23 protein-coding genes are annotated in these 24,443 nt (G+C 39.8%); 3 read left to right on the forward strand and 20 right to left on the reverse strand.

The window, feature by feature from the left end; genetic code table 11:
• Positions 1-64 precede the first annotated feature (64 nt).
• Both ABWV45_RS12825 and ABWV45_RS12830 read left to right on the forward strand, forming a co-directional pair.
• Entirely contained in the window at positions 65-1,042 is a 978-nt protein-coding gene (locus tag ABWV45_RS12825; RefSeq protein WP_353352107.1) for an NAD(P)-dependent alcohol dehydrogenase, read from the forward strand.
• 107 nt (positions 1,043-1,149) lie between these two features.
• Entirely contained in the window at positions 1,150-2,712 is a 1,563-nt protein-coding gene (locus ABWV45_RS12830; protein WP_353352108.1) for a sodium:solute symporter family protein, read from the forward strand.
• A gap of 46 nt (positions 2,713-2,758) precedes the next feature.
• Here the strand turns inward: ABWV45_RS12830 and ABWV45_RS12835 are convergent, their stop codons facing one another.
• The 7 genes from ABWV45_RS12835 to ABWV45_RS12865 are packed head-to-tail and all read right to left on the reverse strand — an operon-like array spanning position 2,759 to position 11,153.
• Complete coding sequence (locus ABWV45_RS12835) at positions 2,759-3,127, reverse strand: YkgJ family cysteine cluster protein (RefSeq protein WP_353352109.1); 369 nt, start codon at positions 3,125-3,127, stop codon at positions 2,759-2,761.
• 48 nt (positions 3,128-3,175) lie between these two features.
• Positions 3,176-3,394 (reverse strand): hypothetical protein, encoded by a 219-nt coding sequence (locus tag ABWV45_RS12840; RefSeq protein WP_353352110.1) that lies wholly within the window; start codon positions 3,392-3,394, stop codon positions 3,176-3,178.
• A 19-nt stretch (positions 3,395-3,413) separates the two neighbouring features.
• Entirely contained in the window at positions 3,414-3,656 is a 243-nt protein-coding gene (locus tag ABWV45_RS12845; protein ID WP_353352111.1) for an RNA recognition motif domain-containing protein, read from the reverse strand.
• Positions 3,657-3,706: 50 nt separating this feature from the next.
• Positions 3,707-6,514 (reverse strand): CHASE domain-containing protein, encoded by a 2,808-nt coding sequence (locus tag ABWV45_RS12850; protein ID WP_353352112.1) that lies wholly within the window; start codon positions 6,512-6,514, stop codon positions 3,707-3,709.
• 37 nt (positions 6,515-6,551) lie between these two features.
• Positions 6,552-7,076 (reverse strand): sugar O-acetyltransferase, encoded by a 525-nt coding sequence (locus tag ABWV45_RS12855; protein ID WP_353352113.1) that lies wholly within the window; start codon positions 7,074-7,076, stop codon positions 6,552-6,554.
• A gap of 1 nt (position 7,077) precedes the next feature.
• The gene (locus tag ABWV45_RS12860; RefSeq protein ID WP_353352114.1) at positions 7,078-10,134 is read right to left on the reverse strand and encodes an efflux RND transporter permease subunit; all 3,057 of its coding nucleotides are present in this window, start codon (positions 10,132-10,134) and stop codon (positions 7,078-7,080) included.
• Positions 10,131-11,153, reverse strand: coding sequence for an efflux RND transporter periplasmic adaptor subunit (locus ABWV45_RS12865; protein ID WP_353352115.1), 1,023 nt, complete (start codon positions 11,151-11,153; stop codon positions 10,131-10,133). Before ABWV45_RS12865 ends, ABWV45_RS12860 begins: the two co-directional genes overlap by 4 nt.
• A 114-nt stretch (positions 11,154-11,267) precedes the next feature.
• Here ABWV45_RS12865 and ABWV45_RS12870 point away from each other — a divergent pair, with 114 nt between their 5' ends.
• Entirely contained in the window at positions 11,268-11,882 is a 615-nt protein-coding gene (locus ABWV45_RS12870) for a TetR/AcrR family transcriptional regulator (protein ID WP_353352116.1), read from the forward strand.
• A 1-nt stretch (position 11,883) separates the two neighbouring features.
• On the opposite strand, the gene ABWV45_RS12875 is transcribed toward ABWV45_RS12870, so the two are convergent.
• The 13 genes from ABWV45_RS12875 to ABWV45_RS12935 all read right to left on the reverse strand — a co-directional run bounded on the left by ABWV45_RS12875 (position 11,884) and on the right by ABWV45_RS12935 (position 24,089).
• Positions 11,884-12,888, reverse strand: a complete 1,005-nt coding sequence (locus tag ABWV45_RS12875) for a fatty acid desaturase (RefSeq protein ID WP_353352117.1) — start codon at positions 12,886-12,888, stop codon at positions 11,884-11,886.
• 3 nt (positions 12,889-12,891) lie between these two features.
• Positions 12,892-13,554, reverse strand: a complete 663-nt coding sequence (locus ABWV45_RS12880) for a class I SAM-dependent methyltransferase (protein WP_353352118.1) — start codon at positions 13,552-13,554, stop codon at positions 12,892-12,894.
• 163 nt (positions 13,555-13,717) lie between these two features.
• Complete coding sequence (locus ABWV45_RS12885) at positions 13,718-14,362, reverse strand: MBL fold metallo-hydrolase (protein WP_353352119.1); 645 nt, start codon at positions 14,360-14,362, stop codon at positions 13,718-13,720.
• 116 nt (positions 14,363-14,478) lie between these two features.
• A complete protein-coding gene (locus ABWV45_RS12890; protein WP_353352120.1) occupies positions 14,479-15,081 on the reverse strand; it encodes an FMN-dependent NADH-azoreductase in 603 nt (200 codons plus the stop codon).
• A gap of 105 nt (positions 15,082-15,186) precedes the next feature.
• On the reverse strand, positions 15,187-15,861 hold the full coding sequence (locus tag ABWV45_RS12895) for a phosphatase PAP2 family protein (protein WP_353352121.1): 675 nt from the start codon (positions 15,859-15,861) through the stop codon (positions 15,187-15,189).
• Between the two features lie 68 nt (positions 15,862-15,929).
• A complete protein-coding gene (locus tag ABWV45_RS12900) occupies positions 15,930-16,763 on the reverse strand; it encodes a hypothetical protein (protein WP_353352122.1) in 834 nt (277 codons plus the stop codon).
• 42 nt (positions 16,764-16,805) lie between these two features.
• Positions 16,806-17,417 carry a bifunctional 4-hydroxy-2-oxoglutarate aldolase/2-dehydro-3-deoxy-phosphogluconate aldolase gene (locus tag ABWV45_RS12905; RefSeq protein WP_353352123.1) on the reverse strand — a complete coding sequence of 204 codons (612 nt, stop codon included), beginning with the start codon at positions 17,415-17,417 and terminating at the stop codon, positions 16,806-16,808.
• Positions 17,418-19,238, reverse strand: coding sequence for a phosphogluconate dehydratase (edd, locus tag ABWV45_RS12910; protein ID WP_353352124.1), 1,821 nt, complete (start codon positions 19,236-19,238; stop codon positions 17,418-17,420).
• The gene (pgl, locus tag ABWV45_RS12915) at positions 19,235-19,927 is read right to left on the reverse strand and encodes a 6-phosphogluconolactonase (RefSeq protein WP_353352125.1); all 693 of its coding nucleotides are present in this window, start codon (positions 19,925-19,927) and stop codon (positions 19,235-19,237) included. The genes edd and pgl overlap by 4 nt, the downstream gene beginning before the upstream one ends.
• Position 19,928: 1 nt before the next feature.
• Positions 19,929-21,401 carry a glucose-6-phosphate dehydrogenase gene (zwf, locus tag ABWV45_RS12920; protein ID WP_353352126.1) on the reverse strand — a complete coding sequence of 491 codons (1,473 nt, stop codon included), beginning with the start codon at positions 21,399-21,401 and terminating at the stop codon, positions 19,929-19,931.
• 258 nt (positions 21,402-21,659) lie between these two features.
• Positions 21,660-22,334, reverse strand: coding sequence for a hypothetical protein (locus tag ABWV45_RS12925; protein WP_353352127.1), 675 nt, complete (start codon positions 22,332-22,334; stop codon positions 21,660-21,662).
• Entirely contained in the window at positions 22,327-22,938 is a 612-nt protein-coding gene (locus ABWV45_RS12930) for a hypothetical protein (protein ID WP_353352128.1), read from the reverse strand. Before ABWV45_RS12930 ends, ABWV45_RS12925 begins: the two co-directional genes overlap by 8 nt.
• Positions 22,935-24,089, reverse strand: a complete 1,155-nt coding sequence (locus tag ABWV45_RS12935) for a sialidase family protein (RefSeq protein ID WP_353352129.1) — start codon at positions 24,087-24,089, stop codon at positions 22,935-22,937. The genes ABWV45_RS12930 and ABWV45_RS12935 overlap by 4 nt, the downstream gene beginning before the upstream one ends.
• Positions 24,090-24,443: the final 354 nt, after the last annotated feature.

The raw sequence follows: 24,443 nt of genomic DNA on the forward strand, positions 1-24,443 counted from the left end.
TTTATACTTACAGTGTAAGCTAACTTACACTGTAAGTTAAAGATTAATCTCGGATGGGTAACTAATGAAAGCGGTTATAGCAAACGGATACGGCAGCAGTGCTGTACTGGCACTTCAAGATGTAAGTACTCCCTTACCTCAAGCCGATGAAGTACGTATAAAACTACACGCCAGCCCAGTAAGCCAAGCGGACACAATGATGCGTCAAGGCACGCCAAGGTTTGCCCGTTTATTTTTAGGTCTGCTGCGGCCTAAACACCCTATTCCCGGTACTGGGTTAGCGGGTGTGGTCGATTGCATTGGGGATAAAGTAACTCACTTGAATGTAGGGGATGAGATATATGGGGAAAGCGCTGATTCTTTTGGCTGCCATGCTCAATACATTATTCTACCCAGCGATGCATTGATCCGTAAAAAACCAAAAAGCATCGCCTTTGAACAAGCCAGTACCTTGTGCGATGGCCCATTAACGGCATATAACTTTCTTGTCCATATGGCTAATATCCAACCTCAACAAACCGTTTTGATCAATGGCGCCTCAGGAAGTATTGGCCACGCTGCGGTGCAAATTGCAAAAGCCAAAGGAGCAAATGTCATCGCCGTATGCAGCCAAAAGAACCATGAATGGGTCACCAAACTGGGGGCCGACCAAGTGATCGACTACCACCAAGAAGACTTTACTCAAAACAAGAGTGCGTACGATGTAATATTTGATACTGTGGGCAAGCGTAGCTTCAAATGCTGTAAACACGCATTAACATCAACAGGAATGTATTTATCGCCGGTATTGAGCCTTTCTTTATTGGGGCATATGTTACTCAGCGTAATTTGGGGGAATAAAAAGGCCAAATTTTCCGCGACCGGATTGACCGACAAAGGGTTATTAAATGAGTGGCTTATTCAATTAGAGGCACTTATCGAGAAAAAACAACTGTCACCTTTTGTCGAAAAAATCTACCCACTTGATGCTATTCATCAAGCCCATGACCATGTAGACACGCAACATAAAAAAGGCAGTGTGGTGATTAACTTAGCCTCCTAGGTATGCTCCATTTGGGCATCTTGGGGAATTTTGCTACTATGGCGGGCTACCATGCCCATTGGGTGTGGGGCTTATAATAATCAAAAGTTACCATTGAAGGTCCCGCCGTGTCATTACAACCCTTAGACTTATTAGCCCTATTTGGCTATTTGCTGATCATCACAGGTATCGGCTTTTATTTTTCCCGCAAGAATACCAACACAGAAGAATACTTTGTCGGCGGACGCAGCTTTAGTGGTTGGGTGATTGGTTTATCTTTAGTGGGCACATCAATCAGTTCAATTACGTTTTTGGCTTACCCTGGGGATGCCTTTAAAACCAGCTGGCTTAGATTTGTACCTAACCTAATGCTGCCTTTAGGGATACTCATTGCTGCTTATTTGTTTTTACCGTTTTTTCGTCGCGGTAAAGTCACCTCAGCATATGAATATTTAGAAGATCGCTTTGGGCCTAGCGTGCGTGTATACGGTGCCGTTGCCTTTATCATCGCGCAGATTGTGCGTGTTAGTATGATTTTATTTTTACTCTCTTTAGTTATTCAAGAACTGACAGGATTAAGCGCCACAAGTTGTATTTTAATTGGCGGTATCATTGTGGCCATTTACACCATAGTGGGTGGTATTGATGCCGTTATCTGGACAGATGTTATGCAAACCATGGTTTTGCTTTTAGGCGGGTTGTTGTGCCTGTGGGTGATAATTGATGCTCTACCCGGTGGTCTTGGTCAAATTTTTGAAGTGGCCAATCAATTCGATAAACTATCGTTTAGTGTGTTAGAAAACGGCAATTTACAGGCGGTGGGCTGGGAAATTCGCTTTGATGAAAAAACCATAAGCATGATGCTGTTTATTGGTTTAATTGCATGGTTAACCGAGTACTCGTCAAACCAAAATACAGTACAGCGTTATTGTGCATCTAAATCGACCCATGAAGCGCGTAAAGCCATGTTAGTGGCTGTATGTAGTTCATTGCCTATTTGGGCATTTTATATGTTTTTAGGTACTGCTCTGTTTGTATTCTTCCAAGAGTTTCCTGCTGTGGCAGCCACTGAAATGCTTAATGGCGAACGCGCCCCCGAACAAATTTTACCCTATTTTATTAGTAACCACTTACCAGCAGGAGTTGCAGGAATTGTCATTGCATCTGCTTTAGCTGCAGCCATGTCCTCGTTAGATAGCTCTATCAATGCTATTTCAACGGTTTCTGTTGTGGATATTTATCGCCGCCATTTAAAGCCCAATGAAAACGATAAACATTATTTGAAAGCGGCATGGGTAATTGCTTCTATTAGTGCAGTATTAATGATCGGCGGAGCCATTTATTTAGCCAATGCTGAAACAAAAACCCTACAAGATACTGCCACCATTTTAACCAGCATTTTAGGCGGCGGCTTATTAGGTTTGTACATGATTGGTTTCTTCACCAAAAAAGGCGATGCCAGAGCCGCTTGGGCTGGCCTAGTTAGCACCATGGTTTTTACTATCTGGACAATTCTAAGTAAAAACCAACTATTGCCCGATTCAATCAGTGTACCGTTTGACCTGTATTACACTGGCTTTGTAGGTAATGTAATCATGTTTATTGTGACTTATGTAGTAGCCAGCAAAATATTAAAAACCAGTAAAGACCTAACGGGATTAACGGTTTGGGATATGCCAAAAACTAAATAACCATATAATCTCAGTATAAAAAAACGGAGCTTATGGCTCCGTTTTTTTATACTCGCTTTATGTACGCACAATGATTGGGTTTTGGCCCCACCCTTGGGTGTTCACGACAAGTTTTTGGACGCTTGTTATAGATTGTGCATCGACGCGTTTCTCTATGTAGATACAAGCAATCGTTGTTCGATAGCCGTGTTAAGGTATAGATGCTTGTCTTGAAGTTGAAATGCTCTACCACTCCTTGTTTCATTAATTGTTTTGCAAGTTGCTTTGGAGGTTCATTCTCGGCTTCAAACTCAGAAATGAGTTCCATACGAATCAAATCACTCAGCCTTACCTCTACAGGTAACGTGCAACAGGTAGCATTACAATCATCGCACAAGCCATTTTTATATTTAATCCAAGTGGATAAATTATCCACGTTCACAGCTTTAATCTTTTTTACCTTAGCCAATTCGCTTTCTCGCCATTAGGTAAATACAATGAACTCTGCTTCGTCATCGAAGTCTTCATCTGGTAATACATCTTCCAAAGGGTATTTGCCAGACTCATCGCACCAATTGTAATAAGTATCTTGGTCTAACACCAAGTCTCCGTTTTCTTCTTCAATTAGCGCTTTTGACTTCTTTAAGGCTTTTTTCAGTGCTTTCTTTTGATTATTACTCACACTAATTTCTTGAATACTCATTTATAATCTCGTTATGTAACTATTTATCTTCGGCTTTTTTAACACGAATTTTGTTACCGGCCACTTCTAAACCATTTAAGTTTTTAACCGCCGCTTTGGCTTCACCCGGCTTTGGCATTTCCACAAAACCAAACCCCTTAGATTCGCCAGTAGAGCTATCAATAACTAAAGTACAAGACTGAACAGACCCAAAAGGCTCAAATAAACTTTGTACTTCATCTTGGGTAGTGGTTCGAGCTAGGTTTCGAACAAGTAATTTCATAGGAGATCCAGTAGAATAGAGCAGATATTTTCGGACTATAATAACAGGTTTTAATGGTTTCCCCCATGCCAATCTATTGCATGGGACTTTATTACGGATAGAATGGTAAGGAGCATGTTTTCTTCATCAATGGGTTTGGCTATATGACCATTCATACCCACAGCCATGCACTTATCAATATCTTCTTGCATCGCATTGGCGGTCATTGCAACGATTGGTAAATATTGGAAGTCTTCATTGGAGCGAATAATAGCGGTTGCCGCATAACCATCTAATACAGGCATTTGAATATCCATGAGTACAATATTAAACCCTAATATAGCTTCTAACTTATTGATGGCATCTTGACCATCAACCGCTTGCGTGACGGATGCACCATGGCTCTCTAAAAGCTCAGTTGCAATCATTCTATTTAACTGTATATCCTCAACTAGCAGTATATTAATACCCTTTAGCGAATCCTTTTGAATTATCGTTTTATTTGCTTTTTTACTCCCTGTGTTCTGCACCAACATATCTTCAACGGTAAATGCAGCACTAGCCTTAGGTGTAATTAATGGTATGCTGACTTTGAACTCGCATCCATGTCCTTCTGTACTTATTAATTCAATAGAACCATCCATTAAGTCAATAATTTGTTTGCTTATTGCTAAACCTAACCCTGTTCCGCCAAATTTACGTGTGGTTGAATTATCGGCTTGTCTAAATGATTGGAAAATATATTTTTGTTGGCTAGACGATATACCTACTCCCGTGTCTTTTACAGAAAAATTTAATAATTCCACATCATTCACTACATCCACACTAAGACTTAAGCTGACGCTGCCTTTATCTGTAAACTTAAACGCATTACTTAATAAATTAAGTAATACCTGCTCTAACCTTAAGGCATCGCCTACCAATGTAACTGGAAGCTTAGAATCTGCCTGTAAATTGAATTCAACATTTTTACTTTTAGATTGAATACTAAATATCGCATGAAGTTTGCTAAGTAAAAGTGATAAATCAAATTCAATGGATTCAAGTTCTAATTTACCAGATTCAATCTTTGCAAAATCTAATGTTTGATTAATTAACAACATCAATGTTTCAGATGCTAATTTCGATTGCTCTAAATATCTAGATTGAACATCATTAAGGTTTGTCTTTAAACACAAATTTATCAAACCAATAATTGCATTAAGAGGGGTGCGTAACTCATGACTCATGTTTGCTAAAAACATGGACTTTGCTTTACTTGCAAACTGAGATTTTTCTTTAGAAACCCTCAATTCTTTAGTTCTTTTCTCAACCATACGACTAGTGTATTCAATTGTTCCAGTTACCATTAATATAAACGCTTGAAAAAGTGCTGATAAAATAAACCCTATAATTAATATCAACCAGCTCACCCAGTCCTTTGATCCTAGGTCAAAATGACTTGTGGGATAAAACTCTAATAGATAATCACGATTAGCAAACGAAACAGTTTTTGACACCCCAGAATAAGTCCGATGTAAATCGACATTAGTTTGAATTATAGGTTTGACATCACTTGCGTTCGTGATATCACTCATTTTAAATGTGATTTCTTCTTTTTCTGCTAAATCCAATACTGGCCTTACTATATTATTAAAAATATACACTCCACTGACATATCCCAATAAATGAGTATTATCTGGATATTTTTTCCACACTGGTAAATACAATATAGTGGCTGCTTGCGATTCATTACCTTGTACAAGCTGAATGGGAGGTGTAGCCTGACCTTTTGAAGTACGCTGAACGTCTTTCAAAATATTCAATCTATCAGGCAGGCTTCCCAAGTCTAAGCCATGTGCTTTTTCATTAGTCTTTAATGGAAAAATAAAAATAATTGGGTAATAAATATTTTTTATTTGCGAAGGAATCATCTCTTTAATTTTATTTGGCTGCTTAAATAAAAAGTCCTTATACCCTTGTAGTTGAAGTTCTTTTTCCTTAGATGCTCTATCTTTATGTTCAATTATTTCCGTCCAACCCACTCCATGCAATATAGAACTACCACCCAATAGCACTGATGAAAATTTGTTAAATTCTTTAAATGTGACTGAATTACTGCCTTGAAAATACGCTTGATATGATAATAATTTGTTTTTTGATATAGATAACTGTTCATTAATTTTATGAGAATATTGATTTGCATAATCACTAATAACATCGTCAACTTGAATTTTTCTATTTTCTTGTGACCAGATAAATAACAAACAAGTAGCAATGAAGATAATTGATGAAGGTAAAATGACTTGTAACTTACGTCTTTTAGAGAATATAGAAGTCGATGAAAATAATACAATCAACATCGGGGTGAATAATAATATACCAATGGCGTCACCTATCCACCATGTTAACCAAGTAAACATTACTTCTTCGTTGGTGATTATTCCATTGATTAATAAAGCACTTGTTCCAAAGGTACTGGCGATTAAACAACTAATTGGCGTAACAATCAGGGAAAATCGAACAATAGACTTTGGAACATCAACCAAGTTACTGGTGCCCACTAGTTTTTTAAATAAACAATAACCTGCTATTAATTGTAACGTAGCACCTGATGCTATTTTAATAGGTGCAACGGTCATAGACCATTGTAAGAATTCAAATTGGTTAGTGGCCTGACCAAAATTTAATAGAAATGAGCCAGAGAATACGCCTAAAGCAATCCAAGGCATGGGGAAGATAATCGCAAGGGCAAGAGCCAAGCCCGAAGCAGGCCATACGGCAGAAGCAAAACCTGGGGGTATAGCTAATCCCAAACCAAATAAGCCTGACAGGTAGTAACTGATGAATGCGATGCAATAGACACTCAGCGCACTATAAAATGGATTTAGCCCCTTCATATAGTCTGAGTGTAGACGGTTTTTAAATTCTTATAGCCTAATACACGGTGGCATTCGATGCGACATCATGGCGAACAAGGGCATTTGCGCCAATAATGGCACCATCCCCAATCGTGACGCCAGGTAAAATCTTAACACCTGCCCCCACCCATACATCATTCCCCACTACCACTGGTTTTGCGATGCACAGCCCATTGCGTCGTGCTACCGTATCGCGAGGGTGATCCACTGTATAAATGTGTACATTTGGCCCTAGCAGTACGTCATTACCAAATACAATATTAGCACTGTCTAATAATACGCAATTAAAGTTAGCAAAAAAGTTTTCTCCAACTGTAATTTGTGTTCCATAGTCGCATTGAAAACCAGGCTCTAATACAAGTTGCTCTCCTTTTTCGTTAAAAAGACGAGTAATATGCTTTAGGTTTCCCTTACTTGGATGACCATTAAATTTTGCACACGCTTGCCTAGCTTGCTCGCGCATTAATCGCAATTCCAATGCCACTGGATTAAACCAATCGCCGTTTAGCATTTTTTGCTTTTCTGATGTTTCAGCTATCACTTTAGGCCGCCTTCAGATTTTTTACGACATCCGCTTGTGTCGTAAAAATCACATATAGGACGGGCACCACAAATAAACTTAGTAATGTAGAAACGATTAGCCCACCAATAATAGCCCACCCCATTGGAGACCACATACTAGAGCCACTCAGTGTCAGGGGCAATAAACCACCTATGGTTGTAACAGTGGTTAATAATATAGGTGTCATCCTTACTTGGGCGCTTTGTAAAATAGCATCAAAGATATCGATCCCTTCATGAATTTTTTGATTAGCATAATCTACAATAATAATTGCATTATTAACCACAATCCCTACCAATGACGTTAGCCCTACAAATGCAGTAAATGAAAATGTATGGCCACTTATAAATAATGCAAAGAAAGCACCTGTTGCCGCAAAAGGAATTGCACTAAAAATAATAAGTGGCTGTTTAAATGATTTAAATTGCATTACTAATACTGAAAAAATACCTAACATAGCAATAATCAGTGCTTTTGCCATACCACCAAAAGACTCTTGTCGACTTTCTTGTTCACCGCCAAAATTTAACGACACACCTTTAGGTAATGATAGTAAATTCAATTCTTGAGATAACTCTGATGTTACATTAGCAATATTAAACCCACTTTTAACATCAGCGGTTACTCGCCCCATTCGCTTTAAATTATGATGTTGAATACCTGGAATACTATTTGCCATCTGCAATGAAGCTACTTGATTTAAAGGTATCATCGCTCCAGACGGAGACTGTAGTTGCATCGTATCAAATGCCCTAAGCTGAGGCTCCAATGAATCGGACGATTTTAAGGTGATAATAAACTCATCACCAAGTTGATCTTTATATGTGCCCATAGGCAAACCAACCAGAGCTGAACGAACGGTTTGGTCTATGGTACTTACTGATAACCCCAGCATCGCAGCCTTGTCGCGATTAATGTTCAACTTTATATCTATTTTGTTTTTACCTGTTGGGTTATCCACATTAACCGTTCCAGCGTGATTCACCATTATAGATTCCACTTGTTTGGCTATGTGTCTAATGCTTTCCCATTCATCACCTATCACCCTAACAGTAATAGGAGCCTCGGCAGGGGGGCCTTGATGAAATTCTTTGATTAATACCCGCACACCAGCTTGTTGATTAAGCTCATGCCTTAAGCGCTCAACAAACGGCTCTACAATATTAAGCTCACTTTTATTTAATTTAACAAATAGCTGAGAGAAGTTAGGCGTTTGCCTATTTGGGCTAACATTATAATATATTCTAGGATTACCTCTTCCGATATTCATTACCACATCATCAACAATAGAATAACCCAATAATTTCTCTTCTATACGAATGGCATGTTCTTGAGTTTGATAAAAGCTACCTCCTTCTGGTAATTCAATATTCACCAGCAACATAGGTTTTTCTGCTTTTGGGAACAAACTAACGCCAATAAACGGAAACAAGCCAATAGCAAATATAAATACAACTAATGCCATTGCAATCACAGATTTACGATGTAATAACGACCATTTCAATGTGCGAGCATAACGACCTGTACTTAGTTTATCTAATAGAGTTTGAGTTTTGGTCGTTGTATTTTTTTTATATTGTAAGCGTGTACTTAATAAAGGCGTTAATAATAGCGCTATAAATAAAGAGGCTATAAGAGTCAATACAACTGTCACCGGCATAGACCGAATAAAACTACCGGATCCATTTTGCATCAAAAGCATAGGCACAAATGATAATATTGTTGTCAATGTTCCACTTACAATAGCCATAGCCACTTGGGTACTGCCCTTTTTAGCCGCCTGCATTGGGCTCAACCCTGTACGCTGCAAACGCATAACGTTTTCGATTACAACAATGGCATTATCGACCAATAAACCAAGAGCTATAACCAACCCTACAATGGACATTTGTTGAATGGCAAAACCAGATAAATCCAACCAGCCAATAGCAATAAATATAGAAATAGGTATGGCCAGCACAACAACAAAACTAGGACCTCGACCAAGTACTAAAAGACAAGCCAGCGCCACTAATACTAAGCCTTGAAATAAATTATTAAAAAACCCATCAACTCGAGATTTCACACTGATACTTTGATCATTAACAATTTGAATACCAAACTCTTCGTTCATATCTAATTCAAAATCGGTTAACTCCTGTTTTATTTTCTCACTTACATTAAAAATATTACTGCCATGACGCTGTATAATGCTTAAAAAGATAGCAGGCTGACCTTTATAAAATCCACGATAGCTAGGAAGCGCTTCACCTAATTTTATTTTTGCCACGTTCCTTAAATAAATTGGCTGATTATCAATTGACGCGACAACAATGTTTTCAATTTCTTCAAGGTTTTTAAAGTCACCACTGGTTAGCACACTAAAACGACGCTCTCCTGCATGCACATGACCACCAGGAATATTAAGCGAAGCACTATTAACCGCTTGATAAACCGTTTGCCAGCTTAAATTTAAGGCATGAAGCTTAGCTGGCTGTAACAGTACCTGTACTTCTAAATCAGGTATGGCCTCAACATCAACTCTTTTTACACCGGGAACTCGTTTTAATCTATTTTCAAGTTGTTCACTAATGGGTCGTAATCCCACGAAGTTAGATTGTTTGGTAAGTAATGCTATTTGCAAAATACCCACTTCACTTGGGGATATTTTTTTAATATCTAGTTTTACTATGCCATTAGGCAATTGATTGCGAATATTATTGACCGCTGTTAATACATCATCGTATTTTTCATCTGGGTCTGAGCCATATATAAAGTCTACTTCAAATCTCGCTAAACCATCTTCAATATTAGTTTTTACTTTTTCAATATCTTCAAGTTCATTTACCGCAGACTCAATTGGATCTACTACTAGCGACTCCATGTCCAGAGGGTTTGTACCGGGGTTAACAACGACAATTGAAACCGCAGGAAAATCTAACTGAGGGTCTTCTGCTCTTGGCATAGTCAAAAATGAAACCACACCCAAAAGTACTAAAATACTGATTATAAGGTAGGTTATTTGATGGTTATCGATGGCGATTTCAGGAAGTTTCATCGTAGTTCCTGCAAGTTAATGATAGCAATGTCTTTGCCATTTCTAATAAATGCACCACCCTCTACTACGACTTGATCGTGGTCACTTAACCCATGTTGCACATAGGCATTGTCTTCATCAAAGTAAGCCAGTTGAATATCCTTTAGTACTGCTTCTTGATTGAAATTCAGTACATATACCTTCGCTTGAAGTCCCGTTGCCTGAATCAATGCACCCATGGGGATTTTAGCTACATGGCTTTGTAGGCTAGGTGTGATTTGTGTATGCGCCACTAACCCTGAATAAAGCTTTTGCTCACTTTGCAGTGCTAACTCCACTTGAAAAGTTTGGTTGATAGGATGTGCCTTACCTGAAATATCACGAATTTTTGCCTTAAAAACTTGCATCGGATATGCGTCTAATAATACTTCTGCTTGATCATTAATATTCAGTTTTACCACATCCACATCGGCTACGGATAAGCGTACTGCCCAGCCTTGCTCTTCATCTGCAAACACAAATATCGGTTGACCTGTATTCACTTGCTCATTGATTTCAATATGGCGTGACAATATTCGACCATTTGCCGGGGCATGAATTTGCGCATATTTACGATTAAATGACGCAATGGTTAGCTCTGATTGTGCAATATCTACTTGGGTTTTCGCTTGACGAATTTGCTCGTTAGAGGCAAGTTGCTGGCTTTCTAGCTTAGTAAGGCGATTAAGTTTGCGCTGTGCATCTTTTAACATGGCTTTTGCTTTCGCTACTTGAGCATCAATTTCTTCTAATTCCAGCGAGGCTAATAGCTGCCCTTTTGTTACACGCTGCCCTTCTTGCACCCGCACACTCTTTAAAAAACCAGAGACTCTGAAGCTCAGGGTTTGTTCTGACACAGGTCTTACAACACCGCTAGAAACAATGGTTTTAGCGTGATTACTAAAGAGCACTGGTGCCACACGCACTACAACCGAATCCGCTAAAGCCTGCTGACTTAAGCCGAAAAGAACACTGATTAAAATCGTTTTGAATATACCCATGGAAGTCCTCTGGATGTATTTACAGGCAAGTCCTTGCCCTGAATTTTGTTCGCCGTGAAAAGATACTAGAATACAGATGTTTACAGTGTCAACAAATATGTGAATAATGCCAGCATGAAAATTACTAAACCTCACTACCATCATGGCGATTTAGCCTGTGCTTGCTTAGATGCAGCTATTAAACGCATAGCTCGTGATGGCGTCGAAAAACTTAGTCTCAGGGCAGTGGCCCGCGACTTAGGCGTTAGCCAAACGGCTCCTTATCGCCATTTCAATGATAAAACTCACTTACTTACCTTATTGGCACAACAAGGATTTAATTTACTCGCGGAACAAACCAAACAAGCGACTATGAACCAACAAGGGGGGTTACAGGAAAGCATGATGGCATCTGGCATGGCCTATTTGAATTTTGCTAAACATCACCCAGAGCATTATCGCTTAATGTTTGGTGAGCGTTTGAAACGCCAATGCGACTCAGCTGATTTAACAAATACCAGCCTAAGTGCATTTAGTGTGATATTGGAACAAGTAACCGTTGGCGTTGACCAAGGTTTTTTGGTGCAAGAAGATCCCAAACTTTTAGCCCGTACCCTATGGTCTACGGTTCACGGCATGGCCATGTTGATGATTGATGGGTTTTATTCAGAATACTCTGATGAAGAGCTCACTCCTTTCTTAAAAACCATGCTAACTCATAGCGTTACAGGCATCCTTGCCAAAACCTAAGCTAGACCTCACTTTTCGAGAGCGAGTACACATTTCCATGCATCATAGAAGAGAAGTCATTAAAGCGAACACCGTATAGCTTCATCACTTTATGGGCTTTTTTTGCGGTTAATTGGCGAATATAAAAAGGCTCAGCCACAACAAAGTGGTGAATGGCATGGGTCGCACCAAAGTTAAAACAAAATAGCTGTAACGGCCACAATATTGGGTGATTCAATACCTGTGTTTGGCGCATTACACTGGTGACATTGCCATAATAATGCATGTTTGAACTGATTAAGTTCAAACAAAAAGAACGCACATAAAAGGGTGCGATAAGAATTACTATGAGCGGTTCAATGGTATGCATAAATTCTATTGTTGATCCTTGCCAATGAATGCCTAATTCAAAAATGTTGGCTAGATGAAACCCTAAAAAGCCATACCAAAGCACCACAGTGATCACCGCAAACGGTGCGTGGGCCAGTATGGTCAGTACGGCACTTTCTATTTTTTCAAACCCCACCTTTTGAACCAAAGCGCGAATCACGCCACCGGTTAAGGTATCTAGCATAACGATTAAACGTAATGGCCCTATCTTTAATCCGTTACCGATACCACGCTCTTCTATATCTTCTGGTGTACCGGATAGCTTGTGATGCTCAAAGTGTAAATTTCGACGCACCCATGGATTTATCGTACCCGGGCGTAATATCCAACCCACCAGCAACATAAAATGATGAATTAAGGGTGATTTTTTAAAATACATCCAATGAATCAAATCGTGCTCAAGTTCGTGTAAAAAAGATGTGCAAATGGCAACTACCACAATGCAAACATAGGCAGGTATCCATTGCTGCAAATAAGCATAACCAGTTAACACCACGGCCAATACTGAAAATATAAATATGATCATAGCCATAAGGTTTTTATGGGCTAAGATGGGGTGGCGCTCACGTATGGCGTCACCTTCAGCGCGTACTGCTTTACGGATATATTGTATTTTTTGTTTATCGGTTAATTGCATTTTCTAGCGCTTCAAACAAAGCGTTAACCCGTCGGCTATAGGTAGGTGGCTCAATTCAATACGCTCATCATTTTTAAGTTTCAAGTTTAATGCGCGTATTGCTTGGGTATCCGCATCTTGGTGGCTGTCGTCAATAACACGACCACTCCATAATGTGTTATCAATTAACATCAAACCACCTGGACGGGTGAGTTTTAAAAGTGTTTCATAGTACTTATCATAATTGGCTTTATCAGCATCTAAAAAAACCAAATCAAATTGCTCTTGCTCGCCATCATTTATTAAGCCATTTAATGTATCTAAAGCTGGCGCTAAATGCAGTTGACAGATGTCATCTACCCCTGCTTTTTGCCAATATTTTTTTGCCGTATTTGTCCAATTTACATCAATATCACAACATACGATTCGTGCAGGTCGAGTCATATTTTGTGCCATACAGATTGAGCTGTAACCGGTAAAAGTGCCCACTTCAATAATATTCTTAGCATTCAGTAATTTGACCAACAAGCCCATAAACTGGCCTTGCTCAGGTGCTATCTGCATAATCGCCATCGGATCTTTTGCAGTAAGATCCGCCAGCTCTTTTAATAATTCGGACTGCCTGCCAGAGGTGCTTAATAAGTAGTCATATAGAGCATCATTCATTGCTAGGGTTTGTGTGGTCATACATTACTCTCGTACTAACAAGCTAAGAAAACTTTACACCTGCATTACACATCTTTGGGATTAGCTGATAAATGCTGACGGTGTTGTTAAACGAAATTCTTTCCGAAGTCACAACATCATAGTCTCTTTGCCCTGCAGTAAGCTGCAAGGCAGTTTTTTGCTATTAGCCGTACATATTCACAAATGGATTCGTGCGCTTTTCATGGCCAATGGTGCTCATTGGGCCGTGACCGGGAATAAATTGAGTTTCTTCCGGTAAGGTAAATAACTGATCCTTGATAGCATTTATTAGTGTTTGATGATCGCCTTTGGGGAAATCGGTACGACCAATCCCCCCATTAAATAGCACGTCACCGACTACTACTAATTTAGCCGGTTCACTATAAAACACCACATGGCCAGGTGTATGCCCCGGCGTGTGCATCACACGTAAAGTTTGATTACCAACGGTAACGGTATCTCCTTGCTCTAACCATTGGTCTGGTGTGAACATACCTGCTTGAGGAAAACCAAACATAGCACTTTGCTGAGGTAGCATATCAATCCAAAATTGTTCTTCTTTTTGTGGGCCAATAATGGGGATACCGTAGCTCTCAGATACTGTAGCCGTCGCACCAGCATGATCGATATGACCATGGGTCAACCACACTGCCGTAAGCTGAACAGAAAGGCTTTTTAATGCCGCTTCAATTTTATGTAAATCACCACCCGGATCCACCACCACGGCTTGTTGGGTTTCATCGCACCATAAAATAGAGCAATTTTGTTCAAATGCCGTCACTGGCACAATTTGATACTGTAAAGCCATGCTGATTTTCCAAGCTTGAATCTAAATAAAAACAAGTTTACCAGTTCAAGCTTGTGCTTCACAGAAAGGGTTAGGGTAAGTGCCAACTTAATCAGCCAACCAAGTAGCCCTAAAGTTTAAGCAGCATGGTGCACAATGCTGCTTTTAGCATTAGCTAAAGCCGTTTCTTTAGCGCCATCACCCATGTTCAAACCTTCTGCATAGATGAACTCCACTTGAGTTATACCAATAAACCCAAAGAAGGTTTTGATAAAATCTGTCTGTGTATCACTCATTTGACCCACATGCATGCCTCCTCGTGCCGCCAGAACATACAAAGGCTTGTCACGTAATAAACCTTGCGGCCCACTTTCTGTGTACTTGAATGTAATTCCGGCGCGCGCTACTTGGTCCATGTAGGCTTTTAACTGGCTTGGTATATTAAAGTTATACATTGGTAACCCTAATACCACGACATCTGCATTGGCTAGTTCATCAATTAAAGCTTGGCTAGCATCTAACGTGGCTTGTTGCTCAGAAGTTCGATTGTCGTCATCACTGGCAAAAGCACTGATAATCTGAGCATCTAAATGAGGTATTGGCTGAGCAATTAAGTCCCTCACCACTAGGTTGGCATCTTTATGCTGGGAGAGATACTGCTCTGAAAAGGCATTGGCTAATGCCGTTGATTGAGAGTTATCCCCAAATATGCCGGTATTGATCTGTAGAAGTGTTGTCATGTCTTGCTCCAATGCTGTGTAATGTTTAGCGTTGAAACAAGGATAAACCAATTTATTTGATTAATAGGTGCAATAATTCGCTAGAAACAATCGAATAATCCTATATTATTCAGTGCTCGGTTTTATCCGGCTGTATCCCAGCATGTAATAGGAAAGAATCTGCGCAGTAAAATAAACAATAAAGCCTGCGGTGACCACATCAGATAAAAAGTGCCCCCCCTGAACAATACGCCCCATACTGACAATTGCTCCTATCACTAAACCACCAAGAAGATAGCGACGCTTCCTAAACACCCAAGCAAAAGCCATAAAAAAGAAGCCCATGGCACCATGACCACTGGCAAAGCTCTGATTACGACCCGGTTGCTCTGTCACTATAAATGCTGGAGTAAACTCACGCTCCCCACCAAATTGCTGCACGTCTCTTGGCCTTGGTCGATCCCAGTTGTCCTTCAAAATTGGGTGTACAATGATTCCTGGGCCAACTAACAGTACTAATAATAAAAAGCCCGAATATTTACGTGTAGGTTGTAATGATTGCTTGAACCAAGGCAACACCAGCATAAAAAGCAACACTGGAATTAAGATTTTAGGAATATGTAAAAACACCCAATAGACAAACTGAACAAAGCCATTTTCATTAAGGGTAAAACCTTTCTCCCCTGAAGTACCATTCCAAAATAGCCCAGAAAGCCATAAATCAACCTGAGGAAAAACGATGAATAAACAAGAAACCAGTATGAATAACGGTATTGACCAATGGCGTTTAAAAAATAGCATGATTTGGCTTCTGTATTAAAAAGCGGATTGTGCCATATAAATCTCAACCCTTGCAAAGTTAGTCACCCTTAAAACATACGGGTTTCAATAGAAGCTAAAAAAAAGAAGCCATCCTCTAAGTCCCCGTCGTTACCAGCAATACTGCCCTCTCCTAACATTTTCATGCCCAGCTCTAATTTGAATTGCAGAGGATGCTTTAGTTGTCGCATCACAGCGACTCCTATATTCCAGTCTGTCATGCCAAACGAAGCCACACTGCCATCTGCTTGTAAATACCGCCAATTGCCACCATTAGGCTTTGCAAAAACTTGTACACTTTGCCGTTTATTTAGCTTTACCTGTGAGTACATATCAGGAAATATCCAGTGATGATAGATCTTACTATTTGGCCGAGACTCTAGCCCAAATACCGGATACATGGATTCAATGCCAAAACGTGTATCTTGGCGAATACCCAAAACCCAATGGGCTTTTCTATTTGCTTTATATTTAACATGCCATGCAAATTCATTCACATAACGAGTTTGATCTAAGAGGGATTCATCTGAATAATATGATGGCGCATAACGCCAGATGTGCTGCCAACGTTTTGAAGGTCTGGCTTCAAATTCAAACGGTAGCGAAAATCGATATAATCGTCGAGTTGCAGCCACACTGCCTGATAATACAAAACGATTCTCAGTAAATTCAAAACCGCCATACCAAGTACCGGCAAACGAACTTATGGCCAATAAGGGGATACCGACCTCAGTTTCAAGACGCTGAATATTAAGGTCGTCTAAACCGCTGAATACACGAGTCGTGTCCTGTTGATGACTCACTCGCAATTGCAATAAGTTGTTTTGCGCCAGAGTCGTTAATGACAGTACCCATAGAGCACTAGTAAGAAGCATCCATTTCATGGTTTTAGTGTAGTCAAAACCATGTATTTGTTTAGTGTGCGATTAGCTAGATTTGGCCAGTTCTTCAATACCTGCCCAGTCTTTTTCAGCCATGAGTGCTTTAGAGCACAACCAAGAACCACCAACAGCCATGACATTATCTAACGACAGGAAATCCTGAGCACTCTCCTGAGAAATACCCCCTGTCGGGCAAAACTTCACATTTGGAAATGGCCCCGAGAATGCCTTAAGCATCTTCACTCCACCTGCCTGTTGAGCAGGGAAAAACTTAAACTCCGTTAAGCCGCAATCTAAACCATGAATAATGTCCGATGGTGTCATAACACCCGGCATAAAAGGCAATGCTAGGTCTTGTGATTTTTGCACTAAACCTTCCGATATTCCCGGGCTAAGTGCAAACTGAGCTCCAGCATCCTTGGCCTGTTGAATGTGCTCAGCCTTAGTAGCCGTACCAACACCGACAATGGCTTCTGGCACTTCTTTAGCGATTCGCTCTATGGCTGCAAAAGCCACAGGTGTTCGCAAAGTCACCTCTAATAGGGTCACACCTCCGGCTAATAATGCTCTGGCCAAAGGCACTGCTTGCTCAATTTCGTCTATTACAATTACAGGAATGACAGGCTTGCTTTGTTTTAACCACATTTCAAATGACATTTACTCATCCCAATCTATGCTTATCGCGCCTTTATCGGCCGGTGTTACGTGTTTTCTAAAGACACTGAATAACTCTCGGCCAACCCCTTTTTGTTTGATGTTTTTGTATTGAGGTGTGCGTTCGTGCCAATCCACATTTAACACGTTCATTTCACCTGTTTCAGCGTTAATCACAACCGTGTCACCGTCATGAATTAAATCAATAAACCCTCCTGCTGCGGCTTCAGGCACGCAATGAATAGCACTTAATACTTTACCTGATGCACCTGACAATCGACCATCTGTTAATAGCGCCACTTTAAACCCATGATCTTGCAGGCTTCCAAGAACCGGCATCAGCTTATGTAATTCTGGCATACCATTGGCTTTTGGACCTTGCCCCTTCAAAATCACCACTACATCATGATTAAGCTCATTATTTTGAAATGCCTTTATCACATCAAGCTGATCTAGAAATACTTTGGCTTGTGCTCGAATAATTCTATGCTCCGGTTTCACGGCAGAGACTTTAATAATGGCTTGGCCGATATTTCCACTTAGTAAGGTTAAACCGCCTTTCTCATCAAACGGCATTTTCACCGTGGCCAATACTTGCTTTTGCTGGGCCGATTTTACTTTTTTAGCATAGTAGTTTTGCCAATGCCGCGTTGAATGAATCACATCTTGCGCTAAGGTTTTTTGCGTTGTGGTCAATACATCTCCGTGCATTAACCCTGCGTGCAATAACTCATTAAATACATACGCTGTGCCTCCAAGCTTATGAAAAGCATTAATATCAGCAGAACCGTTTGGATACACTTTACAAATGAGTGGCACCACTTGCGACAAGTCATGCATATCTTGCCACGTTAATTGAATGCCAGCGGCTTTTGCGATTGCAATCCAGTGAATGGTTAAATTGCTCGACCCACCTGTTGCTAGTAAAGCTACGATGGCATTCACAATACTTTTAGCATTCACTAAGTGCCCAAGCTGAATAGCTGAATTTTGTTTATGCATACTTAATTGAGCATTGTGGGCAATTTGCTCGCAACCCTCTTCATTAAACTTCTCTCGCACGTTTGAGTCCGGCTGCTCAAACGCACTACCGGGCAACATAAGCCCCATGGCTTCTAACAACATTTGATTGGAGTTTGCGGTGCCGTAAAAAGTACATGTTCCAGGGCTATGATACGCTGACACTTCACTTTCAAGTAATTCAGCATCACCTACTTTTCCTTCTACATAAGCTTGTCTAACTTGCGCCTTCTCAGAATTACTAATGCCTGTGGCCATTGGCCCTGCAGGTAAAAATATCGCAGGTAAATGACCAAAACGTAACGCACCCATAAGTAAACCGGGAACGATTTTATCGCAAATCCCCAAAAGAACCATGGCATCAAAACTTTGATGCGATAGGCCAACAGCCGTAGAAAGTGCAATAGCATCTCGGCTAAACAACGATAGTTCCATACCTGCATAACCTTGTGTAACACCATCACACATGGCCGGTACACCCCCTGCAACTTGAGCTGAAATGCCGTATTTATAAAGTTGCTGTTTGATCATTTCAGGATAACGATAATACGGCTGATGCGCGCTTAACATATCGTTATAGGCTGTCAGAATTCCAACATTCAAGCCAGAAGTAGTATCTTTTAAAATTAATTTCCCTACATCATCTTGAGAGGCCATCACGTGAGCAAGGTTGGTACAACCTAGCTGCCCGCGTGTGGGTTTCTCTTGTGCCATCTGAGCCATTAAATCAAGATACTGCTTTCGCGTGTCTTCACTTCGTAATTCAATATTTCGTGTCACTTGGGCCACAATTTTGTGGATCATGATTCACTCCAATAAAATTTAACTGGGCATTCATCCTGGTGTATCAAATAATAGATAGGCAATATTGTCTCAGGGTTTGGCTGTTGCATGTTTTCGATAACAGACCGCTTAGCCTCGCCACAAACAAAAACATATAAACATTTTGCTCTTAATAAATACGACAGTGTTAAACTCATTCTGGCTGGTTTGCCTTCTGGGCAAGCAGGCAAACAAGGTGCTGTTTGATTAAGATCTAGTAGTTGTTCTGTATTTTCCATATTTGGAAAAATAGAAGCAAAGTGACCATCATCACCCATGCCTAATATGGCGTAATCTATTTTTTTTACAGCTTTGTTAAGTAAGTCAGCGGTTCTTAATTGGCCTGCCATTGGTGTGATTTCTGAATTTTTTAACCCAAAAAACAAACATGACTTAGCTTCATTTTGTAACAAGGTTTGCTTGATCATACGTTCATTACTATCTGGGTGCTCAACATCCACCCAGCGTTCATCGGTTAAGCTTACCTTTACTTTTTGCCAAGGTATTTCCACTTCACTTAATTGTGAATAAAAATCTTTTGGTGTATTCCCTCCTGCTAGTGCAATAGATACCTGATTGCTGCCTTGCAAGGTTTCACTTAAACGAGCAGACACATCGTCCAATAATGCACTTTCACAAGCCTGACGATTTGAAAACGCAAAGAAATCCATACTAATTATTTTCCTGCCATAAACGACCGTCTTTCGCCAAAAGAAGTGTTGACGCAGCTGGTCCCCATGATCCAGCACTATATGGCTCTGGACGTTGATCCGCTTGTTGCCAAAATTCTAAAATCGGATCAGCCCACTGCCAAGCGCTCATTAATTCATCTTCACGCAAAAACAACGTCGCATTACCATTGATCGCATCCGCTAATAGGCGCTCGTAAGCATCTGGAACGCGTTTCTTTTCGCCAGTATTATTCAAACTTAATGTCATCGGGCGAACCTGCATGTGATTGCCCACTCTTTTTTCACACATTTGCAAGCGAACCCCTTCATCGGGCTGTAATCGAAACACCAGTTTATTCGCCATGGTTTTTTTATTTTGCATTTCAAATAGGCTATGAGGCACTTCTTTAAACTGCACAACAATTTCACAAGCCCTTTCAGCTAATCGCTTACCGGTTCGTAAATAAAAAGGCACCCCCGCCCAACGCCAATTATCAATTTCAGCTTTTAGCGCTACAAATGTATCCGTGTAGGAGTCTTGACTCACGCCGGGTTCATCACGGTATTTAGGCACCATTTCGCTACCTTTAGAAGTTTGAATCATTCCTGCATCGTATTGCCCACGAACCACTTTATCTAACAAGTCGTCACCAATAATAGGTTTTAACGCTTTAATTACTTTTACTTTTTCATCTCGTACTGATTCTGGCTCCATTGAAGCCGGTGGTTCCATGGCTGTCATACATAGCAACTGCAGTAAATGGTTTTGCAGCATATCCCGTAATGCACCTGTTCCTTCATAAAAGCCAGCCCGTTGCTCGACTCCTACGGTTTCAGAAATGGTGATTTGAACGTGGTCTATGTATCGTTGATTCCATTGATGTTCAAAAATTGAGTTTGCAAAACGCAGTGCTAATAAATTCTGAACGGTTTCTTTACCCAAGTAATGATCTATACGATAAATTTGAGACTCATCAAAAAACTCCGCTACTCGACGATTAATGGCTTCTCCACTCCGGTAATCGCTACCTATGGGTTTTTCTAATACGATAATACTTTGCTCATTGATAACATCTTGGGCAAAGAGCTGTTCTGATATTTCGGGGTACAAACGGGAGTGAACCGCACAATAGTAAACATTTCGACGGTTATTCGTTTTCAGTTTTTTAGCTAGTTTTGTATAACCAGCGGCTTTGTCTAGATCCATCCCTAAATGACGAATCCGGCTGGCGAATGCTTTCCATTGCTTTTCGTCGATTTCGGTACCGTGTTGGTGCGCAGCTTCTTTAATATGCTCTAAATAAGGTTCAAGAGAGGTATTATTTCGAGTGATTGCCCATATACACCCCTCTTCATGAAGTCTTCCATCAAGATGCAAGTAATAAAGCGCTGGAATCAGCTTTCGTAGGGCTAAATCCCCTGATGCGCCAAACAAAACCAAGTCAAATGGCTCTGTTATATCTGGCATACGCATAGGTCATCTCCTTAAACTGGTGCAATATGGCATTTGTATCACCTTAGCGGTGCATTAAAATTATCACTATAAGTTATTTGACGCTAACGAGTTCTCAGGTTGATATTCCTGCAGTATCTATGCCCGCTTAAAGATCAGCGTCTTAGTTTCACTACATATGTATAGCTACCTATTTAATTAATACACTCAACTTGAGCGTTTCTGAAGGCATAAAAAAAGCCGCTAATGCGGCTTTATATCGTCCATTTTCACATGTTCTCATTTTGCAAAAATTGACCGGTTATATGGGAAACTAATATTTAGTAAGAATACAAAAACAGCAGCACTTTCGAACAGCTCGCTCGAGCGCGATACATCTTTAATCAATACTTGAGCAATGATAGCAATAGTAAACCAAGCAATGACTTGGTGGTAATGAGCAATCGGTACTCCTAATGTGTCACAAAACCCCTTAAAACCTGTAGATTTACGATAAGCAAATGTAAAAACCAATAAATAGGTTAACAAGGCTAAACCCAGCAATGTGCTAAAAATAACTTTATTAACTTTTTTACCCTCTACTATCAAGTTATGTAGATTTGTTTCCTGTTGTGCATTGTTTTGTTTAAACCACTCAGAACTTTCAATATTGAATATACGCTGACCCCAAGAGATTTCCTCCCCTGCACCAAAAAAACAAACTAATGCTAAAAAAGCCCAAACAGCCAAAAATCCAGCATTCTTAGATTTTCTTAAGGAAATTACTCTGTTTATGGCAACACAAAGTGATAGTAATAAACCCACTACGGTTAACCACTCTATGGGCCCATCTTCTTTTGCGAGTACCTTAGTATAATAATCCGGTGAAATAACTGCTGTCATACTGCCTATGAGTAAAACCAATAATATTAAAGGGTATGTAACCTTTTCTACTGAATGTAATGAATTAAACATTTTTTGATTCCACTGATTTTTGTAGATTAAACAACTTTTTAAGGCCATTAATAATAAAACTAGACGTACAAATTATAACCGCTATAGGGTCAATGATATAACTCCATAAATTTTCACTTTCATAGAGTTTCAATCCATTTGCAATTAATGCCAAAGCTAATACCAAGGCCAATTGAGTTTGACCTAAAAACCAAAACAACAAGCCAAATATCGAACAAGTAGCCACCAAATATGGATATGCCTGATTATAGCTATAGCCTAATGCAAAAGGATCAAACTGAGTCGCACCTAAAGTCATTGGAAACATAAAAAGCCCTAATAACAAAACGGCTACTTTGAATGAAATTTGCACTTTAAACTTATTGGGGCGAACCACATTAAATAAATAACAAACAACCAAAAACATAGTCGTAATGCTTAAATCGGAAAAGAAACCTCTGACAAATTCTATTAACAACCAGTTATTCAGCGGTAATACTAAGGCTATCGCTACTAAAACATAGGCAACTGGCCAATACTTACCCCAGCGTTTCACTTGAAACACACCAAAGCAAACCGCCATAAAAATTAGCGCGCACGAAAAAAGTGAAATTAAAGCACTCATAGTAACGTCTCCAACCATGCCTGATTCAATCTAATGTGTACAAAATTCTCACGATTCGATGTATAAATAATATGAAAGATATCCCCTTGTGTGGTCACCCAAGGATAGCCATAGCGACCCTCATGGTTGTCGTCTTTATTAGGGTTTTCTAAATACTTTACAATTTTCCAACTTTTACCTTTATCTAGTGATACGGCTAAAGCCAAATTATTTCTAGGACGTTCCTTTTTTCTATTAGAGTCATTAAATAACATCCAAGTACGCTTTTTATTATCAACAAAAGCAAATACGGCTGCGTTCGGATTGTCTAATAAAGTAGGCTCATACTCGGACCAAGTCATACCAGAATCGTGGCTTTCACTGCGATGAATTTTTTCAATATCTCGACCACTGTCTCTCATCATGGCAATCATGGATTGATCATCATAACTAACAATACTAGGCTGAATGGTTATCTCGCCATCCGTAATACGATAACTATCCAAAACCTCACCATGCAGATTTAATCGAATAATATGAGAGAATTCACCAATAAGTTCATGGTAAACAGGTAATCCGAACGTGCCGTCATTGTATGTGATCACATCATTTTTTATCAGCGTACTAATATTTAAAAAAGGAGTGACGACTAACCGCTTAGATGGATGCCATGTTTGACCATCATCAAAAGAAAGCACCATATTAATATTGCTAGTTGCCCAGCCACCAATAGAAACAGACACATAAAATAAAGTAATCACACCACTTGGGTGCCTATATAAAACAGGATTTCCTAACTTTTTAATGAATCTGTTTAATTCATTTGCAGCCTGTAAACGATCCAAAACAGCGACAGGTGCCGACCAGACCTGATCATGGGTATTAAACACAGATGTAAACAACTGAACATCCGGCTTACCTTCACCTGTCCCACCATACCAAGCACCAAGCAAATTGCCGTTAGGTAGAGTAACTGCCGTCGCACTATGCATAGTGGGCGTATTATTCGCCCCAAATTCATAGTACTCATACAATGGCTCGGATGCCAAATTTGATATAGAGAATTCTGTCGGCTTACTTTTTATACTACTCTCACCACTAAGTGATAAAGACAAAATGAGGCCAATAGAGATTAAAAAAGGTAACCATAATTTTTTAACAAATTTAGACACAAATACTCCTTATATTGCTATCTATTATCCTGTGGGAACCTAGCTGCTGCAAGCTAAGTAACATAATAGTGAAATGAATTTCTGAAAACATAGAGTACAAAAAACCATAAAATAAGCTGCAACTAGAAACACATACACATTATTAAGCGTAATGAAGATCAGAATCGACACCCTATCGTAGGTATTAATCTGACGAAGGTTTATCAGCTTTTAAAACTAAGGAGTTAAGGCTTTTACGCATCCGAGGGACGAGGCTAAGTAAAAGACTGAGGGCTTGGGTTTTGGGGTGTTTGGTTTAAATGTGATTTTCTAGTCTTATTTCTTAATACTAATTAAACGACTTAAAAAACTGAG

This window comes from Oceaniserpentilla sp. 4NH20-0058, assembly GCF_040371755.1.
Taxonomy (GTDB): Bacteria; Pseudomonadota; Gammaproteobacteria; order Pseudomonadales; family Oceanobacteraceae; genus Bermanella.